17 protein-coding genes are annotated in these 18,230 nt (G+C 61.2%); 5 read left to right on the top strand and 12 right to left on the bottom strand.

All coding sequences use genetic code 11. The features are described from left to right. Positions 1-5 precede the first annotated feature (5 nt). The 6 genes from EWR20_RS09385 to EWR20_RS09360 form a co-directional block, all read right to left on the bottom strand. Complete coding sequence (locus tag EWR20_RS09385) at positions 6-995, bottom strand: ROK family protein (protein WP_129360396.1); 990 nt, start codon at positions 993-995, stop codon at positions 6-8. After that, positions 992-1,918: a dihydrodipicolinate synthase family protein gene (locus tag EWR20_RS09380; RefSeq protein WP_129360395.1), complete on the bottom strand. Its 927-nt coding sequence runs from the start codon at positions 1,916-1,918 to the stop codon at positions 992-994. The genes EWR20_RS09385 and EWR20_RS09380 overlap by 4 nt, the downstream gene beginning before the upstream one ends. 68 nt (positions 1,919-1,986) lie before the next feature. Continuing rightward, positions 1,987-2,808, bottom strand: a complete 822-nt coding sequence (locus EWR20_RS09375; protein ID WP_129360394.1) for an ATP-binding cassette domain-containing protein — start codon at positions 2,806-2,808, stop codon at positions 1,987-1,989. Continuing rightward, complete coding sequence (locus EWR20_RS09370) at positions 2,805-4,868, bottom strand: dipeptide/oligopeptide/nickel ABC transporter permease/ATP-binding protein (protein WP_129360393.1); 2,064 nt, start codon at positions 4,866-4,868, stop codon at positions 2,805-2,807. The genes EWR20_RS09375 and EWR20_RS09370 overlap by 4 nt, the downstream gene beginning before the upstream one ends. Before the next feature lie 2 nt (positions 4,869-4,870). Further along, positions 4,871-5,824 (bottom strand): ABC transporter permease, encoded by a 954-nt coding sequence (locus EWR20_RS09365; RefSeq protein ID WP_129360392.1) that lies wholly within the window; start codon positions 5,822-5,824, stop codon positions 4,871-4,873. A gap of 42 nt (positions 5,825-5,866) precedes the next feature. After that, a complete protein-coding gene (locus tag EWR20_RS09360; protein ID WP_129360391.1) occupies positions 5,867-7,465 on the bottom strand; it encodes an ABC transporter substrate-binding protein in 1,599 nt (532 codons plus the stop codon). A 170-nt stretch (positions 7,466-7,635) separates the two neighbouring features. On the opposite strand from EWR20_RS09360, the gene EWR20_RS09355 reads away from it, so the two are divergent. From EWR20_RS09355 to EWR20_RS09345, 3 genes are all read left to right on the top strand, one after another. Beyond that, entirely contained in the window at positions 7,636-8,361 is a 726-nt protein-coding gene (locus EWR20_RS09355) for a FadR/GntR family transcriptional regulator (protein ID WP_129360390.1), read from the top strand. 25 nt (positions 8,362-8,386) lie between these two features. Next, a complete protein-coding gene (locus EWR20_RS09350; RefSeq protein ID WP_129360389.1) occupies positions 8,387-8,989 on the top strand; it encodes a recombinase RecJ in 603 nt (200 codons plus the stop codon). An 87-nt stretch (positions 8,990-9,076) separates the two neighbouring features. Next, positions 9,077-10,054: a glycosyltransferase family 2 protein gene (locus tag EWR20_RS09345; protein ID WP_129360388.1), complete on the top strand. Its 978-nt coding sequence runs from the start codon at positions 9,077-9,079 to the stop codon at positions 10,052-10,054. 92 nt (positions 10,055-10,146) lie between these two features. Here the strand turns inward: EWR20_RS09345 and EWR20_RS09340 are convergent, their stop codons facing one another. From EWR20_RS09340 to EWR20_RS09325, 4 genes are all read right to left on the bottom strand, one after another. Further along, positions 10,147-11,133 (bottom strand): glycine betaine ABC transporter substrate-binding protein, encoded by a 987-nt coding sequence (locus EWR20_RS09340; RefSeq protein ID WP_129360387.1) that lies wholly within the window; start codon positions 11,131-11,133, stop codon positions 10,147-10,149. 2 nt (positions 11,134-11,135) lie between these two features. Then, positions 11,136-11,897, bottom strand: a complete 762-nt coding sequence (locus EWR20_RS09335) for an ABC transporter permease (protein WP_129360386.1) — start codon at positions 11,895-11,897, stop codon at positions 11,136-11,138. Continuing rightward, on the bottom strand, positions 11,894-13,273 hold the full coding sequence (locus EWR20_RS09330) for an ABC transporter ATP-binding protein (protein WP_129360543.1): 1,380 nt from the start codon (positions 13,271-13,273) through the stop codon (positions 11,894-11,896). Before EWR20_RS09330 ends, EWR20_RS09335 begins: the two co-directional genes overlap by 4 nt. A gap of 73 nt (positions 13,274-13,346) precedes the next feature. After that, positions 13,347-13,988: an ABC transporter permease gene (locus EWR20_RS09325; RefSeq protein WP_129360385.1), complete on the bottom strand. Its 642-nt coding sequence runs from the start codon at positions 13,986-13,988 to the stop codon at positions 13,347-13,349. Positions 13,989-14,278: 290 nt separating this feature from the next. On the opposite strand from EWR20_RS09325, the gene EWR20_RS09320 reads away from it, so the two are divergent. Together EWR20_RS09320 and EWR20_RS09315 are read left to right on the top strand one after the other, a co-directional pair. Then, entirely contained in the window at positions 14,279-15,613 is a 1,335-nt protein-coding gene (locus tag EWR20_RS09320) for an O-acetylhomoserine aminocarboxypropyltransferase/cysteine synthase family protein (protein WP_129360384.1), read from the top strand. A 3-nt stretch (positions 15,614-15,616) separates the two neighbouring features. Beyond that, complete coding sequence (locus EWR20_RS09315; RefSeq protein ID WP_129360383.1) at positions 15,617-16,135, top strand: CoA-binding protein; 519 nt, start codon at positions 15,617-15,619, stop codon at positions 16,133-16,135. A 92-nt stretch (positions 16,136-16,227) separates the two neighbouring features. Here the strand turns inward: EWR20_RS09315 and EWR20_RS09310 are convergent, their stop codons facing one another. Both EWR20_RS09310 and EWR20_RS09305 read right to left on the bottom strand, forming a co-directional pair. Beyond that, a complete protein-coding gene (locus EWR20_RS09310; RefSeq protein ID WP_129360382.1) occupies positions 16,228-16,932 on the bottom strand; it encodes a hypothetical protein in 705 nt (234 codons plus the stop codon). A gap of 54 nt (positions 16,933-16,986) precedes the next feature. Next, entirely contained in the window at positions 16,987-18,204 is a 1,218-nt protein-coding gene (locus EWR20_RS09305) for an MFS transporter (RefSeq protein WP_202864800.1), read from the bottom strand. Between the last annotated feature and the right edge of the window lie 26 nt (positions 18,205-18,230).

The raw sequence follows: 18,230 nt of genomic DNA, 5'->3' as shown, positions 1-18,230 counted from the left end.
GTTGTTCAGGTATTCGGGGAGGCCGGGTTCTCGTCCGACCAGGCCAACGATGCTGCACCCAGCAACGCCGCCAACCCGCCCGAGGACGCCGCTGCCGGAACGGTCTCGATTCCGGGCAACCTTACGGCTTCAAAGGTCTTGATCATCGGGTCCCACCACAGGGGCCCCGAGTCGGCAATGCCGCCGGAGAGCACGAGTTCGTCCGGATCGATCATGTTCACGATGCCGCCCAGGAAGGCCCCTGCGATTTCCGCCGAAACGCGGATGACCTTCTGAGCTGCCGCGTCGTCCGCCGCGTTCGCGAAGACATCCCGGGCTGTGCGGACGTCACGATCCCCGCCGACGCTGCGATAGGCGTCCGCGAAGGAGACCCCGCCACACGCATCCTCGAGGATCATGTGTTCCGGGGTTTTGGAACCCGCGGCGAAGATCTCCGCGTCAGGATGGTGAGGCATCGGGATCATTCCCACGTGGCCCGCGACGAAATGCCTGCCCACTTGCGGCTTCCCATCGATCAGCATGGCTCCGCCGACTCCCGTGCCGAATGCGACGAGAAACATCGTTCCTCGCGCCGACATCCCGTTGTTGCGCCGGTACAGGGCCTCACCCAAAGCATGCGCGTGAACATCGTTCACGGGCCGAACAACCTGGATCGGTCGTCCCGGCACGTCAGCGAGGAGCGCGCTCAGTTCCTTGGACAATGAGGTCCCCGTCCACCCGCGAATATTCGGTGTCGCAGAAACGACTTGGCCGGTATGGGGGTCGATCACTCCCGCCGAACCGATGCCCAGGATCGGCCGCACCTCGAGGCCGAGCTCATCGGCTTTCCGCAGCAACGTCTTGGAGACCGACGCCGCCGCGGCCAGAACGGCTGGGGGTCCTTCTTGCGCGGGGGTCGGCTCAGCAGTTTGCCCCAGGATCTCCCCGGTCGCTGTAATGAGAGCTCCCGCCGTCTTCGTTCCACCCAGGTCCAGGGCAACCGCGGCATGGGTCATAGAAGACCGGTCCTTTCCAAAATTTCTCGAATCGAGGCGGCTTCCTGATTGTTGAGCGCCGCCATGGGCTTGGACATTGTATTCGACGAGAACACGCCGAGTTCCACGAGGGCGGTTTTGAATGCACCCACGCCGGCGGCGCCCCCGGAGACCCGCGTGGCGTCCGCGCAGGTCACTATCGTGAAGAGGTCGGCCAGGCGATCCTGCTCGCGACGAGCTGCGTCCCAGTCTCCGGCGACGGCTGCCTCGTACAACCGAACGTACCCCGCGGGATCGACATTGCCCAGTCCCGGCACCAACCCGTCGGCACCTGAGAGCATTGCTCCGTCGCATACGATCTCGTGCCCGGTAAAGAGCGAGAAACCTTCGATATGGCGGGTAGCGAGACGCAATTGGCGGAACGCAATGTCATCGTTCGCCGAATCCTTGACCCCGATGATCGTGCCTTCTTCGGCCAACTGTGCCAGGACGTCCGTACCCAAGGGGATGTGTGTGCGGACCGGAACGTTGTACGCGAAAACCGGGACATCCACGGCTTCTCGCACAATGCGGAAGTGCTCGAGGATCTCGCGCGGGTCGGTGATGATGTAATAGGGACTCGAAACGACGACGGCGTCCGCACCGAAATCGCTCATACGGCGTGCTTCGTCGGCCACGCGAACGGGGGTCTGGTCGTTGGCGCCGACGATGACCGGTACGGAACCATTCGCGAATTCGGCGGTCAGCTCGACGACGATGCGTCGCTCGTCGTCACTCATGTAGGGGGTCTCGGCCGAGGAACCGAGCATGAACAACCCGTGGACTCCCCCGTCGATCAGATGGCGAACGACCCTTTCCAGGCCCTGGCGGTCGATCTCGCCATCGCTGGTGCGAGGGGTGATCACGGGCGGGATGACGCCGTGGAATGCGGGGGTTACAGACACGAAATTTACTCCTGATGGTTGTGTTGCTGATGATCCGGGTTCAAGACCGGCCCCGGTGGCCGGGGCTGTTATGGGGCTCGAAGGTTGAGAAGGCTCGGCGCGGCGTGGAGCAGTGACCGTGTGTAGTCGTGCGATGGGTTTCTCAGGACTTCGTCCGCCTCTCCTTGTTCGACGGCCTGGCCCTTGGTCATGACCAAGAGATCGTCGGAAATATGGCGGACGGTCTGAATATCGTGAGAGATGAACACCATTCCCAGATTGAGTTCCTTCTTCAGATCGATGAGCAGGTTGAGCACCTGAGCACGGACGGAGACGTCCAGGGCGCTCGTTGGCTCGTCGGCCACGATGACCTCCGGGTCGAGGGCGAGCGCTCGGGCGATGGCCACGCGCTGCCGCTGACCACCCGAGAGCTGAGCGGGTACGGCTTCGGCCGCCGAGGTCGGAAGCCCGACCAGATCGAGCAGCTCGTACACACGGTCCGAGCGGCCGGATGCGGCCCCCATCCCGTGCACGTCCATGGGGTCCTTGACGATGTCGTGCGTGGTCATTCGGGGATTCAACGCGGTCGAGGCGTTCTGGAAAATCATGGTGACGGCTTTGCCGAATTTCTTGCGGTCCGCGGCCCCCGTGCCCACGGGTTTTCCGCGGTACAGCAGCTCACCGTCCGTGGGCTCTTGGAGGCCCACGATGACGTTGGCGAGGGTCGTCTTGCCCGATCCGGATTCCCCGACAACGCCTACGGTACGACCGCTCAGGACGTCCAGGGAGATTCCGTCGACGGCTTTGACGACGTTGCGTTTGAACAGGGACCCGGTGCGCGTCGTGAAATGAACCTTCAGGTCCTTGAGGGACAGAACAGCTTCGTCCGTCCGGGATGCCGTGGCACTCATGAGTCAGCTCCTTGAATGATTTTGACGGTAGCGGATCCGTTCGTCGGAGCGTTGGTCGCCCAATAATGGTCCGATCCGCCGATCTGCTCCATATGCAGGGGCGCCAGCGGATTGGCGTCGGGCCTTTGCGATCTGGGAGCGAATCGGTCGCCGGGTGCGAATTCACGCGGGCTGGGAACTGTCCCCGGGATTTGGTAAAGGCGTTCGGCCGACGACTCGATGGACAGAACTGAGCCGAGCAGACCCTGTGTGTATTCGTGTCGGGGATCGGACAGGACCTCCGTCGTACTGCCGGTTTCGACGACCTGTCCCGCGTACATGACCGTCACCCGGTGGGCCAGGGACCCGACCAGAGCGAGATCATGGCTGACGAAAATCATCGCGAAGCCGAGCTGCTTCTGCAGGTCGAGCAGCAAGTCGACCACCTGGCGCTGCACTGTGACGTCAAGGGCCGTCGTCGGCTCGTCCGCGACGACGAGTTTGGGTGAACGGGACAATGCCATCGCAATGAGCACGCGCTGCCGCTGTCCACCGGACAACTCGTGAGGATAGCTCTTGAGGGTCCGATCCGGGTCCAGCTGCACGAGCCGCAAGAGCTCGTTCGGCTTCATGCGCCCGCCGCGCTTGGTCAGTTGTTCCATCTGATCCTTGATGAGCATCGAAGGGTTCAGGGAGGATAAGGCGTCCTGGTAAATCATGGCGATCTGTTCTCCACGAAGTCCGGCAAAGGTGCGGTCCAGGGCTTGCTGACCCGGTTTGGAAGGTACCAGCTCTTTCCCACCGAAGAGGATCGATCCGGTGACGACCGCGTTGGTCGCTTGAAGCCCCATGATGGCCAAAGACGTAATCGATTTACCCGACCCGGATTCTCCGACCAACCCCATGGTTTCGCCCGGGGCGACCGAGAAGCTGAGATCGCGAACGACCTTGGTGTCCCCGTATCTGTCAGGGAAGGAAATCGAGAGGTCCTTGACCTCCAACAACGGCTTCGCATGGGGATCGGGAGCCAACCGATCGCCCCGCCGTGATTCCGCCGCCGCCAGAGCCGCAAGCTGCTCGTCCAGCAAAGACTTGCCACGGGGGCTGACCGTCTGAATGTTCGACGTCGGGACGGCCCGTGAGGACTCCGCCGCAAATATGGCTTCGGTCCTGGGTTGGACGGTTTCGCTGCGAGGTGAGGTCGCTTCCGAGGATGCCGCTTGGGCTCGCAATCGCGGATTGGCCATCGCATCGGTCATTCCCTCGGACAGAACGTTCAGGGCGAGGACCGTCAGCAAAATCGTGATACCAGCGAAGGTAGTGGCCCACCAGGCACCCGCAAGAACCACATTTCGTCCGTAGGAAATGACATTTCCCCAGCTCGGGTCCGGGTCTTGGATGCCCGCTCCCAAGAATGACAGCGAGGCCTCGAAGATGATGGCATCCGCGACCATGACCGTCGCAAAGACTAGAACGGGAGCCGCGCTGTTGCGAAGCACGTGCTTGGCCAGAATGAATGCGCGCTTCGCACCGATGATGCGCTCCGCGCGGACGTAGTCCTCATTCCACTGGGTCAGGATATTGGCGCGTACCACCCTGGCCAGCTGAGGTGTATAGATGATCGCGATCGACAGGATGATCACGGGAATCGAATTGCCCATTGTGGACAGGAGAACGGCGGCGAGCGCAATACCGGGGAACGCCATGATGACGTCCATGATTCGCATGATCCCCTCGTTGACCCAGCGACGTCCCGTCGCGGCGATGGCCCCGAGGATCCCGCCAAGGATCAGAGCCAAGGCAACCGAGCCCAATCCGATGACGAGTGAGCTGCGGGCACCGTAGAGCAGACGCGAGAAGATATCCCGATTGAGTCGGTCCGTGCCGAACAGGTGGTCCCAACTGGGGCCCTGAGGCACTCCCGCTCCGGTCTGCAAAGGGTCGTGTGGTGCGATGAGTGGGGCGAAAATCGCGGCGAGCGCTATCAGGATCAGGAATACTGTGGCGACCTTGGATCCCCATGGCATCCTGCGGAATCGAATCCCGGGCTGGGAGAGTCGGTCGGCGAGCTTGAATCTCATGGTCACACCGTCCTAATGCGAGGGTTGATGAGCAGATAGAGCAGGTCGACGACGATGTTGACCAGCACGAAGGTGACGGCAATGGTGACGACGACGCCTTGAACCAGGTTGATGTCCTGGTTGGTGATTCCGTTGAGAATCAGCTGGCCCATGCCCGGCATCGAGAAGATCATCTCGATCACCACGGCACCGCCTAAGAGGTAACCGATGCGCAGGCCGAGCACCGTCACTGGAGTCACCAGGGCATTGCGCAGAACATTCGTCCGGAGGACTTCGCCGCGCGGGACGCCGTTGCCGATGGCCGTCCGCACGTAGTCCTTGTCCAGTTCCTCAACCATCGAGGTGCGAACCACCCGGATGAGGGACGCGCACACCGGAATGGCCAGAGCCACGGAAGGCATCAGCATCGAGGTGAAGTACTTGCTCGGACTGTCGAAGAAGGAGGTGTATCCACCGGAGGGAAGAATGCGCCACCCGACGGCGAACCACTGGATGAGCAGGATTCCGAGCCAGAAGGACGGCGTGGCGACCGCGGCGATCGAGAATACGCGGATCAGTTGGTCCGGCCACCGGTCCCGGCACAGAGCAGCGATGATGCCCAGGACCAGGGAGACCACCGCAGCGATGACGACGCCCCAGAGGGTCAGTTGAAGCGTGACCGGGAAGGCCCCCGCAATCATGGTCGAGATCGGTGACTCAGGCGGAGTCGTGACACCGAAGTTCAGGGTGCACAACCGACCGAGGAAGGTCAGGTACTGGACGATCATCGGCTGGTTGAGCCCGTGTTCTTCCCGGTACGCATCCTTGGCATCCGCGCTGGCGTTTTCTCCGAGGGCGGCCGTTGCCTGGTCACCGGGCGAGAAGTGCAGCACGATGAACACGAGCAGCGTAATGCCCAGGATCATGAAGGGGAGGGCGATGATTCGTCGCCCGAAAAGTCTGAGTATGTTCCCCACGAGAAATCCTCCTTGGATCGTATGCGGGAGAAGTTGGCTGGGTCAGTTCCGCTCTACACCGAGGAAAGAGAGGCCCGTGGTCGGCAGCGGTTTGAAGCCCTTGAGGTCGGTTCCGTGCCAGGCCGTCGGCAAATTGCGGTGGAAAATGGGATAGAGCGGGACTTGCTCGGCCATGATGTCGATGGCTTGACCCCACAGTCGCAGGGCTTCATCCCGATCGCTGGTCTGCACCGCACGGTCCATGAGGTCCAGGGTTTGGTCGTGTTCCGGCGTGCCGGCCCAGTGGAATCGCTTGTCTGCCCAGGTCTTGCCCCGGAACCACCAGGAGAGCAACAGGTCCATGTCGTTGCCGTAGACCGATGGGTCACCGGGGGCCACGCACAGTTGGTAATTGCCTGTGTCCACGTACTGCGCGTACAGGGCCCCCGACTGCATGGCCTGCATGTTCACCGAGACACCGGGGATCTTGTTCCAGGATTCGAGGATCACGGGCATGACGTCCTTGACCCACGAGGTATCGGTGGTATGAACCGTGAAATCGAGCTTGTCCACGCCTGCCTGGTGCAGGAGCTGAGACGCCTTGTCGAGGTCGTAGTCGTAGACCGTAGAGGCTTTGACGTAGTCCGGATGCTCTTTGTGAACGAATGAAGTCGCGGCGCTCGCGTGCCCCAGTAACCCCCGCTCGATGACCAGCTCGGTGTCCAGGCCGTAATGCAGGGCTTGGCGTACACGGACGTCGTCGAACGGCGGCTTCTGGAGATTGAACATCATGAACAAGAGGCCGAACGAGGGCACCTGTTCGAGGCTCGATCTCTTCTGGAGCCATTCGGCGTCGAGGTACGGGACATCCTCGATGGCCTGTACCCGGTCCGAGTCCTGCGCGGTCACACGAGCCGCGGAGTCGGAGAGCAGGTACCAAATCATTTCGTCCACGGTGGCCTTGTACTGACCGTTGTAGTCGGCGAATCCGCTGAATTCTATACGGTTGTCCTTGAGAGCCCGGACGAATTTGTACGGTCCCGAGCCCACCGGTTGGGCGTCGAATCCCTTCGGATCTTTCTCGATCACGGCCTTCGGCACGATTTTGATGCACGAGATGCGCTCGGCAAACAGCGGGAAGGGGTTCTTCAGGTGGAACCGGACTGCTTTGTCCCCGTGGGGTTCGACGCCGTCGATGAAATCGACGAGTTGGAGCAACGTCGATGCATTCTCCGGGTTGAGGACCCTCGTGAAGGAGTACACGACGTCGTCAACGGTGACGGGGGAACCGTCGTGGAAATGGGCACCTTGGCGCAACGGCACCTCGTAGGTACGCTCGTCGATTTCCCGGGGCATCTCAGAAGCCAGAGCAAGGTACGGCTTTCGGGTCGCTGGGTGGAGATCAACGAGACCCTCGAAGATATGCAGGTTTGCGGCCATGGCCGCTGCACTCGTGGTGATCATCGGGTCGAATCCGGTGGAGAGGGAATACGAGATGCCCGCCTCGATGCGCTTCTTGGCCGGAGCGGTATCCGCCGAACATGCGGAGAGGCTCGCCGAAAAAGCGAGAGCCGCGCTCAACCCACCGGCAGCCGTGAGAAATCCGCGCCGTGAGATGCGGCGCGCGGTCTGGGACTTCTTCGTCGAAGACTCTGGGATCATCTGGGCCTCCAGAGGAGATGGGATGTAGGATGTCCTATGCTTGGTGTGTAAATTTAGCCACATAGAATCCTGTTGTCAACATCACGTTTGTTGTGGCGGACGGCCACCCATCGAGCGATGACGGGACCACGATAAGATCCACAAAGTTCGACCATCGACGAGGAGAACGCATGGAACCGAAGGATTACACCTCGAAACGCCGGGTCGGCGCTGCCGATCGTATGCGTGCCCTCCAGCAAGAGATCATGACGATCATCCTGGACCGCGGCCTCACGCCGGGCGACCCCATGCCCACGGAATACGAACTCGTCGAAGAGCTCGGCGTCGGACGCAATACGGTCCGCGAATCGCTCAAAGTACTGCAGTCGATGGGCGTGGTGGAGGTACGGCACGGATACGGAATGTTCGTGGCCCACAAGAACCTCGAGGCTTTGGCCATGGGCTTGGAATTCCATGCCCGCATGTCCCTCCAGGGCCATGGGAACGAGGCCATGGAGGTCGTCGAGGTCCGTCAGGCCCTCGAATCGGCGCTGGTCAGCTCCGCCATGGACGCAATGACCGCGGAGGACCATGCTGCCCTCGAAAAATGCATTCAAGGCATGGAAGAGTCAGCCGAAGACGGTGCACTCAACGCGGAACACGACCACGAATTCCACCGTCTGCTCTTCGCCCCCTTGAACAATGGGCTTCTGGCCAGCCTTCTGGAAGTCTTCTGGTCCGTATATGGACAGATCAGGGAGCAGGTTGGCCAATCTATTCCTGTTGCCAAAAAGAACGCCCAAGCCCATCGAGACATTCTCGAAGCCGTGAGGAACGGGGAAAAGGAACGAGCCGCGCTTCTGCTGAACTCCCACTTCGACGCCCTGCGCGGATCACTGCAAAAAACCATCTCCTGATCCTGTCCGGGCATAATAGCCGTACATGTACGCCCTCATCATCGAATCACCTGACTCCAGTGTCCTCGCCAACCGATTGAACTCACTCCCCTCTGCCGACCGGTACATCCAAGAATTCACCGTCTCGTCCGCGGGAAAGCTCAGCGCCGTATTCTCCGCTCCGGAAGCCGCGCTCGATGCCGCCCTTGCGACCCTGCGGCAGCCCGGAGTCATGGTGGGGCTCGGCACCGCGGGGAACGCCTCCGACCAGGATGCCGGAACCACGTTGGCCTACGCGCGTGCGGCTTGTGATCGGTGCGCTGCAGGACCAACCCAAGCCAATGCGGCATTTCGAAATATCGCGGTCGAGGCCCCCGATCCGCGGCTTGCCGATGCTGCGACCGGCGTCGCACGTTTGCTTTCCCGACTCGTCGGCACGAGGACCCAAGCCGAGTGGCGCGTTGTGGACCTCCTTGTCCCAGGGGTCCGCGGACAGCACCGTGCCATCGCCGATGCGCTCGGCATTTCCCCTCAAGCAGTCAGCAAAGCCCTCATCCGAACGGGGTGGCACGAGCAGACCGAGGGCTATTTCGCTTTGGCCGAGATTCTGAGGCGATTGGAAGGCACCGCGGCCGATACAGCGCAATAGCCCCGACACACTGACGCGTACCCACGGGTACACTTCCGAGGTATACTTTCGCTGTTATATACGTCACCCTCGCACACAGGTGAGTCCATGGCCCCCAGAACCAGCGTCATTCTGCCGGTCTACAACACCGCATCGAGCGTCATTCGATCGATCAGAAGCGTAACCGCTCAAACCGATCCGGACTTCGAACTCGTCGTGATCAACGACGCGTCCCCAGACGACGCCGACCGTGTGATCCGCCAGCACCTGGCGAGCATCGATGATCCTCGCGTCCGGTACGTCGTCAACGACCACAACCTTGGCTTGGCAGGGTCCAGGAATCGCGGAATGCGGGAAGCGCGGGGAGAATGGGTTGCCTTCCTGGACTCCGATGACGTCTACCATCCGGAATTTCTCGAGAAAATGCACGCGCAGACAACCGCCTCGACCGACGTCGTGGTCTGTTGCCATGACGTCCTGTATCCCGACGGGACGCACCGATATCGCGTACGAGGGACCACCGGAATCTTCACGGGACGCCAAGCCATGATCAACCTCATGCGGGATCAGCTCACGCCCTATGCATGGGACAAGATCTTCCGTGTTTCTTCCCTGGAGGATCTGGAATTTCCGCTTCTCAATAGAGTCGAGGACTCTGGATTCTCAATCGCCGCGTACCAACGCGCCAGAGAAGTCGTCTACATCCAAGATTCTCTCCACTTGTACTCGGTCAACCCGAAGTCCATCACGTGGGGTTCGGTCCCGCCGATCTCGGAGAGTTACCGGTTCATGGAATTTCTCAAGGAACGGACCCAGGCGCACCGTGGCTCCTACCGGGAGAAGAACGCGCTGGCCGCGGCGTGGATTCTGACGTTCCTGAATTCTGCACAGGCCGCGCTGAGGCTGAATCCACCAGCCCTCGAATCCCATGTCGCCGCCTGCCAGAACGCCATGAACTGCACCCTGCTTTTGCGGTGCCTCATGACCCGCCCGGTATATGCCCTCGCCGGGGCCCTTCTCAAAGGCTCGCCACCCCTCTACGGAGTCCTCTACAAAGAATTCGTCAAGAGGCAATACGGACTCTGAACACCCCACCGCGCCAGAGAACGGGCCGGGCGCAAAAAACGCCCCGGATCGAGCACCGAACCGGGGCGTTTCAGGTATTTCGACAAAACGAGCTATTTCTTCCCGACCAGACCTTTATCGACCATCCAGTCCAGAGCGACGTCACCAGGGTCCTGCCCCTCGACATCGACCTTGTAGTTCAGGTTCTGCATTGTCTTGTCATCCAACAGCTTGGAAACCTGTTCGAAGCGCTCCTGCAGTTCCGGGTACTTCTTCACCAGATCCGAGTTGAAGACGGGCGAGCCGTTGTACTTCGGGAAGAACTCACGGTCATCCTGGAGAACCGTGAGGTTGAGGGCCGGAATGCGCCCGTCGGTCGTGAAGACCTCTCCGAAATTGCAATCGCCCTTGGCTGTGGCCGCGTACACCGTACCGGTGTCCATGACCGAAACGTTGCTCTCCGGGACACCATCCGGCGCACCCCGCTGAAGACCGTACTTTTCCAACATCGGGTTGAATCCGTCACTGCGCGAATTGAACTCGGACTCGACGCAGAACGTACGTTCATTCACGGGTACCTTGGCTATGTCGTCCAGGCTCTTGACGCCGTACTTATCCTCGAATTCCTGGCGGACTGCGAACGCATACGTATTGTTCAGCGGCGCAGGCTTGCCCCAGGTGAGATTGTTCTTCTCATCTGCTTTCTTGACGGCTTCCCACTGCTGCTGTGCATCGGGGATCGCTTCGGTCTCCCCCATGTAGGTGAGCCATGCGGTACCCGTGTACTCCCACCCGAGTTGTGCTTGTCCGCTGACCATGAGATTGCGTGAAGGCTGAGAGCCCGGCACGTTGGTCATGTCCGAGACGTCGAACCCCGCCGCGTCCGCGGTCAGAACCGCAATCTTGCCGAGGACCAGCTGTTCGGTGAAGTTCTTGGACGTGACCGTGACCTTTTGGTCGCCCGCACCATCGATCGGTTTGATGCTTCCGGGTTTCAAATCGGGGAGAGTCGATGTCGCCGGCTGCAGGCCGCAACCGCTCAAGGCCAACATCCCGATCACGCCCAACGCGGCGAGCCTGGTCTTCTTCTTTCCAAACATGTCTAGAGTCCCTTCGGTCGAGCGACCTGCTCGAAAACGCGAGCAATCCAGTCCACGCTCAGCGCGAGGAGGGCCACCAGCAACGATCCGGTAATGAGCACCCTGTTCAAGGACAGGTTGACGCCGGTTGTGATCAGAAGCCCCAAGCCACCGCCGTCGACGAATGTCGCGAGTGTTGCCGTGCCCACGAGCAGCACGAGTGCGGTGCGGATGCCGGCCAGCATCACCGGGATCGCGAGGGGGAGTTCGACCTTCAGCAGGACGCCCATGTTGCTCATGCCCATACCTCGCGCGGATTCCACGAGGCGCGGGTCCACGGCATCGAGCCCCACCATGGTGTTCTTGAGAACGGGCAGGAACGCGTACAGGATCAGTGCGAGGGCGGAGGCCTGAAAACCGAAACCCAGCCAGAACGCGAACAACACGATCAGGCCGACGGGCGGGGCCGCCTGGCCCAGGTTTGCCAGAGCCATGAAAGGCGTCCCTAGCCACCGCAAGGGCTTGCGGGTCAGGAGCACACCGATCGGGATGGCCAGGATCAGGACCACGACGGCGGCGACGACGGTCAGTTGGAGGTGCTGCCACGTCAGGTTCAGCAGATTCTTGGGGTCCAGGGTCACTTGTTCGGGATCGGTCAGGTCGGCCTGGTTGAGCCACCAGATGATGGCGCCCAATGCGAGGATGATGACGACCGGCTGGATGACGAGGCCAGCCCACTGGCGGCGGCTCGTATCGAGTCCGGCCGTCTCCACGGTCTGGCTCATGAACGCTCACCGCTTTCATTCCACGGTTCTTGCCCGGGGCCGCGCCTTCCGCTGGCAGAGGAACCCGCTGCGGTCGAACCCCCACCGGCATCCGAACCCGCGTTCTGCTCTGCGCCGTCCTGGGAAGCTTTCGAAGACTCAACCGAGTCCCTGACCTCGGCCACCGGGATTTCCCCGGTGTTGTTGCCGACCGGTGTGTAGTCGCCGGGGTTGTAACTTCTCAGTTCCGTAATGGCCTTCATGACCGTCTCAACGGTGATGATTCCCTTGTACCGACCGCGTCCGCCTTGGACGAGCGCCTCGCCGGTACTCGCCACGAGCATCGTGTCAAGGGCGTCGTTGAGGGTTGATCGCGTGCTGACAATGGGAAGGTCCGGGTCCTGCTGGGTGGGCACCTTGGTTATCCGAGAGAGCTGTTCCTTCGACAACCACTGCAACGGGCGTTCACGCTCGTCCAGGACCACGGCGGTGTTGAACCCTGCTTTATCGACATGCCCCTCGAGCTCCCGTGCGTCCTGTCCAGGGTGCCCGATCACGCCGGGGATCAGGTCGACGTCGCCCACGCGGGCGAGTCCCAACTGCTTGAGTCCAGCCCCAGAGCCGATGAAGTCCTCCACGAACTCGCTCGCGGGATGAGCGAGGATACGCTCCGGGGTGTCGTACTGAACGATCCGCGCGCCTTCGTCGAAGACTGCGATCCAATCGCCCAACTTGACGGCTTCGTCGAAGTCGTGGGTGACGCAAACAATTGTCTTGTGCAGTTCGTGCTGAATGTTGATGAGCTCGTCCTGGAGCCGCTGACGCGTGATCGGGTCAACGGCGCCGAAAGGTTCGTCCATCAGCAGAACGGGCGGATCGGCGGCCAGCGCACGAGCCACACCGATACGCTGCTGCTGTCCGCCGGAGAGTTCCCTCGGGTAACGATCGCGGTAAGTATCGGCGTCCAAGGACACCAGGTCCAGCAGCTCGTCGACGCGATCCGCGATGCGCTTCTTATCCCAACCGAGCATCTTGGGAACGAGGCCGATGTTGTTGGCCACGGTCATATGCGGCAGGAGCCCGCCGGCCTGGATCACGTATCCGATCTTGCGGCGCAGCTTGTCGCCGTTGATTTTGGTGACGTCTTCCCCGCCGAGAATCAGCCGGCCCTCGGTGGGTTCGATCAGACGGTTGATCATTTTTAGGGTCGTGGTCTTGCCGCAGCCAGAGGGTCCGACGAACATGATGATCTGCCCTGCGGGGATCTCCAGTGTCAGCTGATCCACGGCAGGCTTCTTGCCGCTGCCATATCGTTTGGTGACGTTTTCGATCAGGATCGACGCGCCTTTGTGGCGGCCGCTCCCGGCGGAAGACGTGTCGGTCTGCGCGTCGCTCACGGGCGACGTCGCCTGTGCGGCTCCTGTGCTCTGGGCAGCGGCGTGGGCGGAAGTGGCGTTGCTATGGGTGTTCTCAGACACGGATACCCCTTGAAGTGGTCAGGCGGCCGACGAGGATGAGCACCACGTCGAGAATGAGGGCGAGGATGATCACGGCGACGACGCCGGTCACGACGGATTCGAGGGAGTTTGCTCCCCCGAGGCGAGACAAGCCCGAAAATATGTAACCGCCCAGGCCGGGCCCGAGCGCATAGGCCGCGACGGCGGCAATGCCCATGGTCATCTGCGCGGAGACCCGCATCCCTGCCAGAATCACGGGCCAAGCCAGTGGAAGCTCGACGCGGAAGAACGTTTTCACTCGACTCATACCGATACCGCGTGCGGCCTCGATGGTCGATTGGTCGACGCCTGCGAGACCGACGACGGCATTGCGCAGGATCGGCAGGACCGCGAAGAACGTGACCACGACGACGGCCGGAACCACACCGAAACCCAACGGGACTATGAGGAGGCCGATCAAGGCGAAGGAGGGGATGGTGAGGCCGACCGCAGAGACGTTGTTCGCCACGGAGGTCAGCGCTCGGCTTCGATAGCACAGCGCGGCCAGAACGATCGCGATGACCGTTGCGAGCACAAGGCACTGCACCACGAGGCTCATGTGTTGCCAACTCGAGAACAGAATCTGCCCCCACCGTTGGCGAAGAAAATCGCTCATGGTGTTCCTAGTGTGATGACTGACGCAGTCAGTGAGTACCGACGCTTTGTCCAAGAGTAATCAGGGTGCTGATGAAATCCAACTATTTGCGGAAACTGCAATTGTCCTGGTCAGGCCGGAAAGCCAGCATTCTGGCGTTCAATCTCCCGGTATTCCGCGCTCGTCATGGCGCGCCGTCACATACGGAATAAGTCCTGAAACAATCGAAACAGTTGCAGGCAGGCCACCCTGGCGCGGACGATGAGACCCAAGCGCTTCACTGCGAGCATCGACCGTCGAAGAGGATCAGCATGGCCGAACACACTTTCGGATTCCGAACCCGCGCACTCCATGCCGGGGGAACCCCCGACGCCGAGCACGGTGCACGAGCAGTTCCGATCTACCAATCCACGTCCTTCGTTTTCAAGGATTCGGACGACGCCGCGAATCTCTTCGCTCTGCAGAAATACGGCAACATCTATTCTCGGCTCGGCAATCCCACGGTTGCGGCCTTCGAAGAACGGGTCGCGTCTCTCGAAGGAGGCATCGGCGCCGTCGCGACGGCCTCGGGCATGGCGGCCGAGTTCATCACCTTCGCGGCCCTGACCCAGGCCGGGGACCACATCGTCTCCTCGGCGCAGCTCTATGGCGGCACGGTGACCCAGCTGGATGTGACCCTGCGACGATTCGGCGTCGAGACCACATTCATCGATTCGATGGACCCGCAAGCCTTCAAGGATGCGCTCCAGGAAAACACCAAGGCTATCTACACCGAGGCGGTCTCCAATCCCGCATGTCAGGTCGCGGATCTCGAAGGACTTGCCCAGGTGGCCCATGAGGCCGGGATCCCGCTCGTGGTCGACGCGACAATTTCAACTCCTTACCTTGTCCGCCCGATCGAACACGGCGCCGACATCGTGATCCATTCGGCCACCAAATTCATTGGGGGCCACGGCACAACCCTGGGCGGCGTGGTGGTCGAGTCCGGGCGATTCGACTGGGGCAACGGAAACTTTCCCTCGATGACCGAGCCCATCCCGTCCTACAACGACATTTCGTGGTGGGGGAACTTCGGCGAATACGGGTTCCTCACCAAGCTTCGTTCGGAACAGTTGCGCGACATCGGACCTTCACTGGCCCCGCAGTCGGCATTCCAGCTCATCCAAGGCATCGAGACGCTCCCCCAGCGCATGGACGCGCACCTGGCCAATGCCCAACAGGTCGTCGAGTGGCTCGACGCCGACCCGCGCATTGCCTACGTCAACTACGCGGGCCTGCCCGAACATCAGCATTACGAGCGCGGACGGAAGTACCTGCCTCTTGGCGTTGGCTCCGTATTCAGCTTCGGAGTGGCGGAGGCCAACGGCCTGTCGGGCCGCGAAGTTGGCGGTCGTTTCATCGAGAACCTCCAGCTCGCGAGCCACCTGGCCAACATCGGCGACGCCCGAACCCTCGTGCTTCATCCAGCGACCACGACACACCAGCAGCTCTCCGCCGAGCAGCTTCTTGCCGGAGGAGTGGCCGAAGACCTGATCCGAATCTCGGTCGGCCTGGAAGATCCGGAAGACATTCTGTGGGACCTGGATCAAGCACTGACCTCAGCAACAGGTCTGACCCGAGAGTCCGCCGCACAGAAAGGTCTCTGAACAATGACCAACCAGCCCGTCGCAACCGAACGCACCTGGGTCGGCCCTAGCGCCCCCGAACGGCTCAACATTCTTCACAACACGAAGTCCGTCGCGATCGTGGGGATGTCAGACAAGCCGGCGCGAGCCTCGTATTTCGTCTCGACTTATCTGCTGTCCAGCTCTCCTTACCGTGTTTATTTCATCAACCCGATCCTCGCAGAGAAGGGGAAGAAGGTTCTCGGTCAGGAAGTCTACGCATCGCTCGAAGATCTCCCCGAGGTGCCGGACGTCGTCGATGTCTTCCGCCGACACGACGACCTCCCGGGAGTAGCCGAAGAAGCCGTCAGAGTGGGGGCCAAGACCTTGTGGCTGCAGCTCGGCTCGTGGAACGAAGAAGCCGCAGCCATCGCCGAAAAGGCCGGGCTCAATGTCGTGATGGATCGGTGCATCAAGATTGAGCACGCACGATTCCACGGTGGTCTTCATTTGGCTGGATTCAATACGGGGGTCATCTCCTCGAAGCGCCAGCGGACGGCGTAACCGCACACATGGGCCGACATGGACCGAGGTTGTAGGCCTCGGCGAATGTCGGCCTTTTCCGGACGATCCGTTGGGATCAGCATCGCACCAGATCAGGAGCCCTGAGGGCCCGAGGATCCTCCCTGTTCATCCGGACCCCATTCGGTGTATCCGTCGGGGCCCTGAACCTGCCTGAAGGAAATATCCTCCGTATCCGCATCCGCGTCGAAACGCCAGTCGTCATTGTCCCACTGGACCGTAAATGTCAGTTCTCCGTATCCGGCACCGCCATAGATGGAAACGAGGATTTTCACGGTGGCCTTGTCTTCGGCATAGTTTTCTATCCTGAAGCCGGCGACCTGAAAGTCCCCAGCCTCGCTGGATGCCGAGGCCGAGGAATTCTGATCCTCGAATTTCTTGGCCACCTGGTTCCGCGCGTCGTTGTCCAGCGCCTGCTCACGGATGATCTTGGACATCACCCCATAGTCCTGGGCGATGACCGGAAGACTGTAATTCGTCGCTGCAAAGAGGGCGCCTTCGGGAGAGTGCTGAAAACAGGAAGGGACTTTGTCGTCGCCGACTTTCTCCGGTCCGAATTCTTTGGAAGAGGGGACCTTGAGACCGTTCAAGCTGTTTTTCCAGTCGGTCTTGGGAGCCGAATCCAGTGACGTCTTGTCCGACGCATCTTCCATACAGATAGATGTCTTCTGACTCGATTCGTCGGAACTGCTCGACCCGCCCATTCCGCAGCCCACGAGGACCAAGACACCGATTGCCCCGAAACCCGCGAACCCACACAAGTGGTTCAATTTTTTCATGATGGACCTTAAACTAAATTTTTAGATATAGGTCACAAGGCTATATAAGTAGCATCACTTTTCAAGGCCCTCGGGTTCAGAACCGACTTGGCGGTTCTCCAGTTGCACGTCACGCAACCAGACGAGCACACACAAGGCAGTCATCACGAGCCCCGCAATGCAGACCCCGGCCCAGTGACCCGTATTCCAGGCCCAGACACCGACCGCAGACCCCACCGCGGCCCCGACGAAATACATGGTCATGTACACCGAGTTCAGCCGGGCACGCGCGGACGCATCAAGGGTATAGACGGTGTTCATGGAGATGATGTGCACCAACTGCACGCCGACATCCGTGAGGACCATACCGACGCAGAACCACAACACACTGTGTCCGCCCAGAATGAAGGCTCCCCAGCCGAGGGCCAGTGCAATCAACCCCAGGACGGTCGCTCGGCGGCCGAGGCCCCGGTCCACCATGCCTCCGGCGACACTGGCCATGAGCGCACCCGCCAAGCCCGTGAGGCCCACCAGACCGATGGCCGTGGGGCTCAGCCGGAAGGGGTCGTCAGCCAGGAGGAGCGTCGTCGTCGCGAAGACAGCGCTCATCGAGGCAAAGGAAATCCCGGAGATGAGGGACCGGGTTCGCAACCGGGGATGGCGCCGGATGAGCCTTGCCATCGACGTGAACAGTCCGAGGTAGCTCGGCGGATTCTCGGGATACGACGGTGGGAGGACTCTCCACAGGCCGATACCCACGAGAATCATGAGGACAGCGGCCACGTGATAAATCAAGGTCCACCCGCCGATATCGGACAGGATCCCCGCAACTGCACGGGCTATCAGAACCCCGGCGAGTAGCCCGGACATCACGGTGCCAACGGCCTTGCCGCCTTTGCCCGGTTCGGCCAGGATCGCAGCATACGGAACCAGTATCTGGGCCGCGACAGAGAACAGACCGGCAACCGCGATACCGATCATGAAGACGCCGAAAGCGGGCGCAAAACCCGCGACCAGTTGCCCGACCGCCGTCAGCCCAATGAGGCCGACCGTCAGCTTCCGACGCTCGAAAAGGTCACCGAGAGGGGTCAGGAAGACCAGTCCGACGGCGTAGGAAACCTGGGCCACCGTCACCGACGTCGCCGCGGTAGAACTGCTGACGCCCAACGCCTGCGAGATCTCTTCGAGCAGAGGCTGGTTGAAGTAGTTGCCCCCAGCGCACAGGCCGGTGGCCAGGCACATCAGGAACAAAACGGCACGGGTCAGCTGGGGTCCAGGTTTCGTCGAGGTCACCAACCAACTCTATGTTGTGGATGCCC

The organism is Rothia uropygioeca (assembly GCF_004136585.1).
Lineage (GTDB): Bacteria > Actinomycetota > Actinomycetes > Actinomycetales > Micrococcaceae > Rothia.
This window is presented reverse-complemented; position numbering and strand designations above follow the sequence as displayed.

What these genes read in the sequence shown, in the direction of transcription:
- EWR20_RS09340 (WP_129360387.1), bottom strand. Translation starts at nt 11,133, where the DNA reads ATGTTTGGAAAGAAGAAGACCAGGCTCGCCGCGTTGGGCGTGATCGGG.
- EWR20_RS09345 (WP_129360388.1), top strand. Translation starts at nt 9,077, where the DNA reads ATGGCCCCCAGAACCAGCGTCATTCTGCCGGTCTACAACACCGCATCG.
- EWR20_RS09310 (WP_129360382.1), bottom strand. Translation starts at nt 16,932, where the DNA reads ATGAAAAAATTGAACCACTTGTGTGGGTTCGCGGGTTTCGGGGCAATC.
- EWR20_RS09355 (WP_129360390.1), top strand. Translation starts at nt 7,636, where the DNA reads ATGGAACCGAAGGATTACACCTCGAAACGCCGGGTCGGCGCTGCCGAT.
- EWR20_RS09320 (WP_129360384.1), top strand. Translation starts at nt 14,279, where the DNA reads ATGGCCGAACACACTTTCGGATTCCGAACCCGCGCACTCCATGCCGGG.
- EWR20_RS09385 (WP_129360396.1), bottom strand. Translation starts at nt 995, where the DNA reads ATGACCCATGCCGCGGTTGCCCTGGACCTGGGTGGAACGAAGACGGCG.
- EWR20_RS09335 (WP_129360386.1), bottom strand. Translation starts at nt 11,897, where the DNA reads ATGAGCCAGACCGTGGAGACGGCCGGACTCGATACGAGCCGCCGCCAG.
- EWR20_RS09360 (WP_129360391.1), bottom strand. Translation starts at nt 7,465, where the DNA reads ATGATCCCAGAGTCTTCGACGAAGAAGTCCCAGACCGCGCGCCGCATC.
- EWR20_RS09370 (WP_129360393.1), bottom strand. Translation starts at nt 4,868, where the DNA reads ATGAGATTCAAGCTCGCCGACCGACTCTCCCAGCCCGGGATTCGATTC.
- EWR20_RS09325 (WP_129360385.1), bottom strand. Translation starts at nt 13,988, where the DNA reads ATGAGCGATTTTCTTCGCCAACGGTGGGGGCAGATTCTGTTCTCGAGT.
- EWR20_RS09350 (WP_129360389.1), top strand. Translation starts at nt 8,387, where the DNA reads ATGTACGCCCTCATCATCGAATCACCTGACTCCAGTGTCCTCGCCAAC.
- EWR20_RS09375 (WP_129360394.1), bottom strand. Translation starts at nt 2,808, where the DNA reads ATGAGTGCCACGGCATCCCGGACGGACGAAGCTGTTCTGTCCCTCAAG.
- EWR20_RS09315 (WP_129360383.1), top strand. Translation starts at nt 15,617, where the DNA reads ATGACCAACCAGCCCGTCGCAACCGAACGCACCTGGGTCGGCCCTAGC.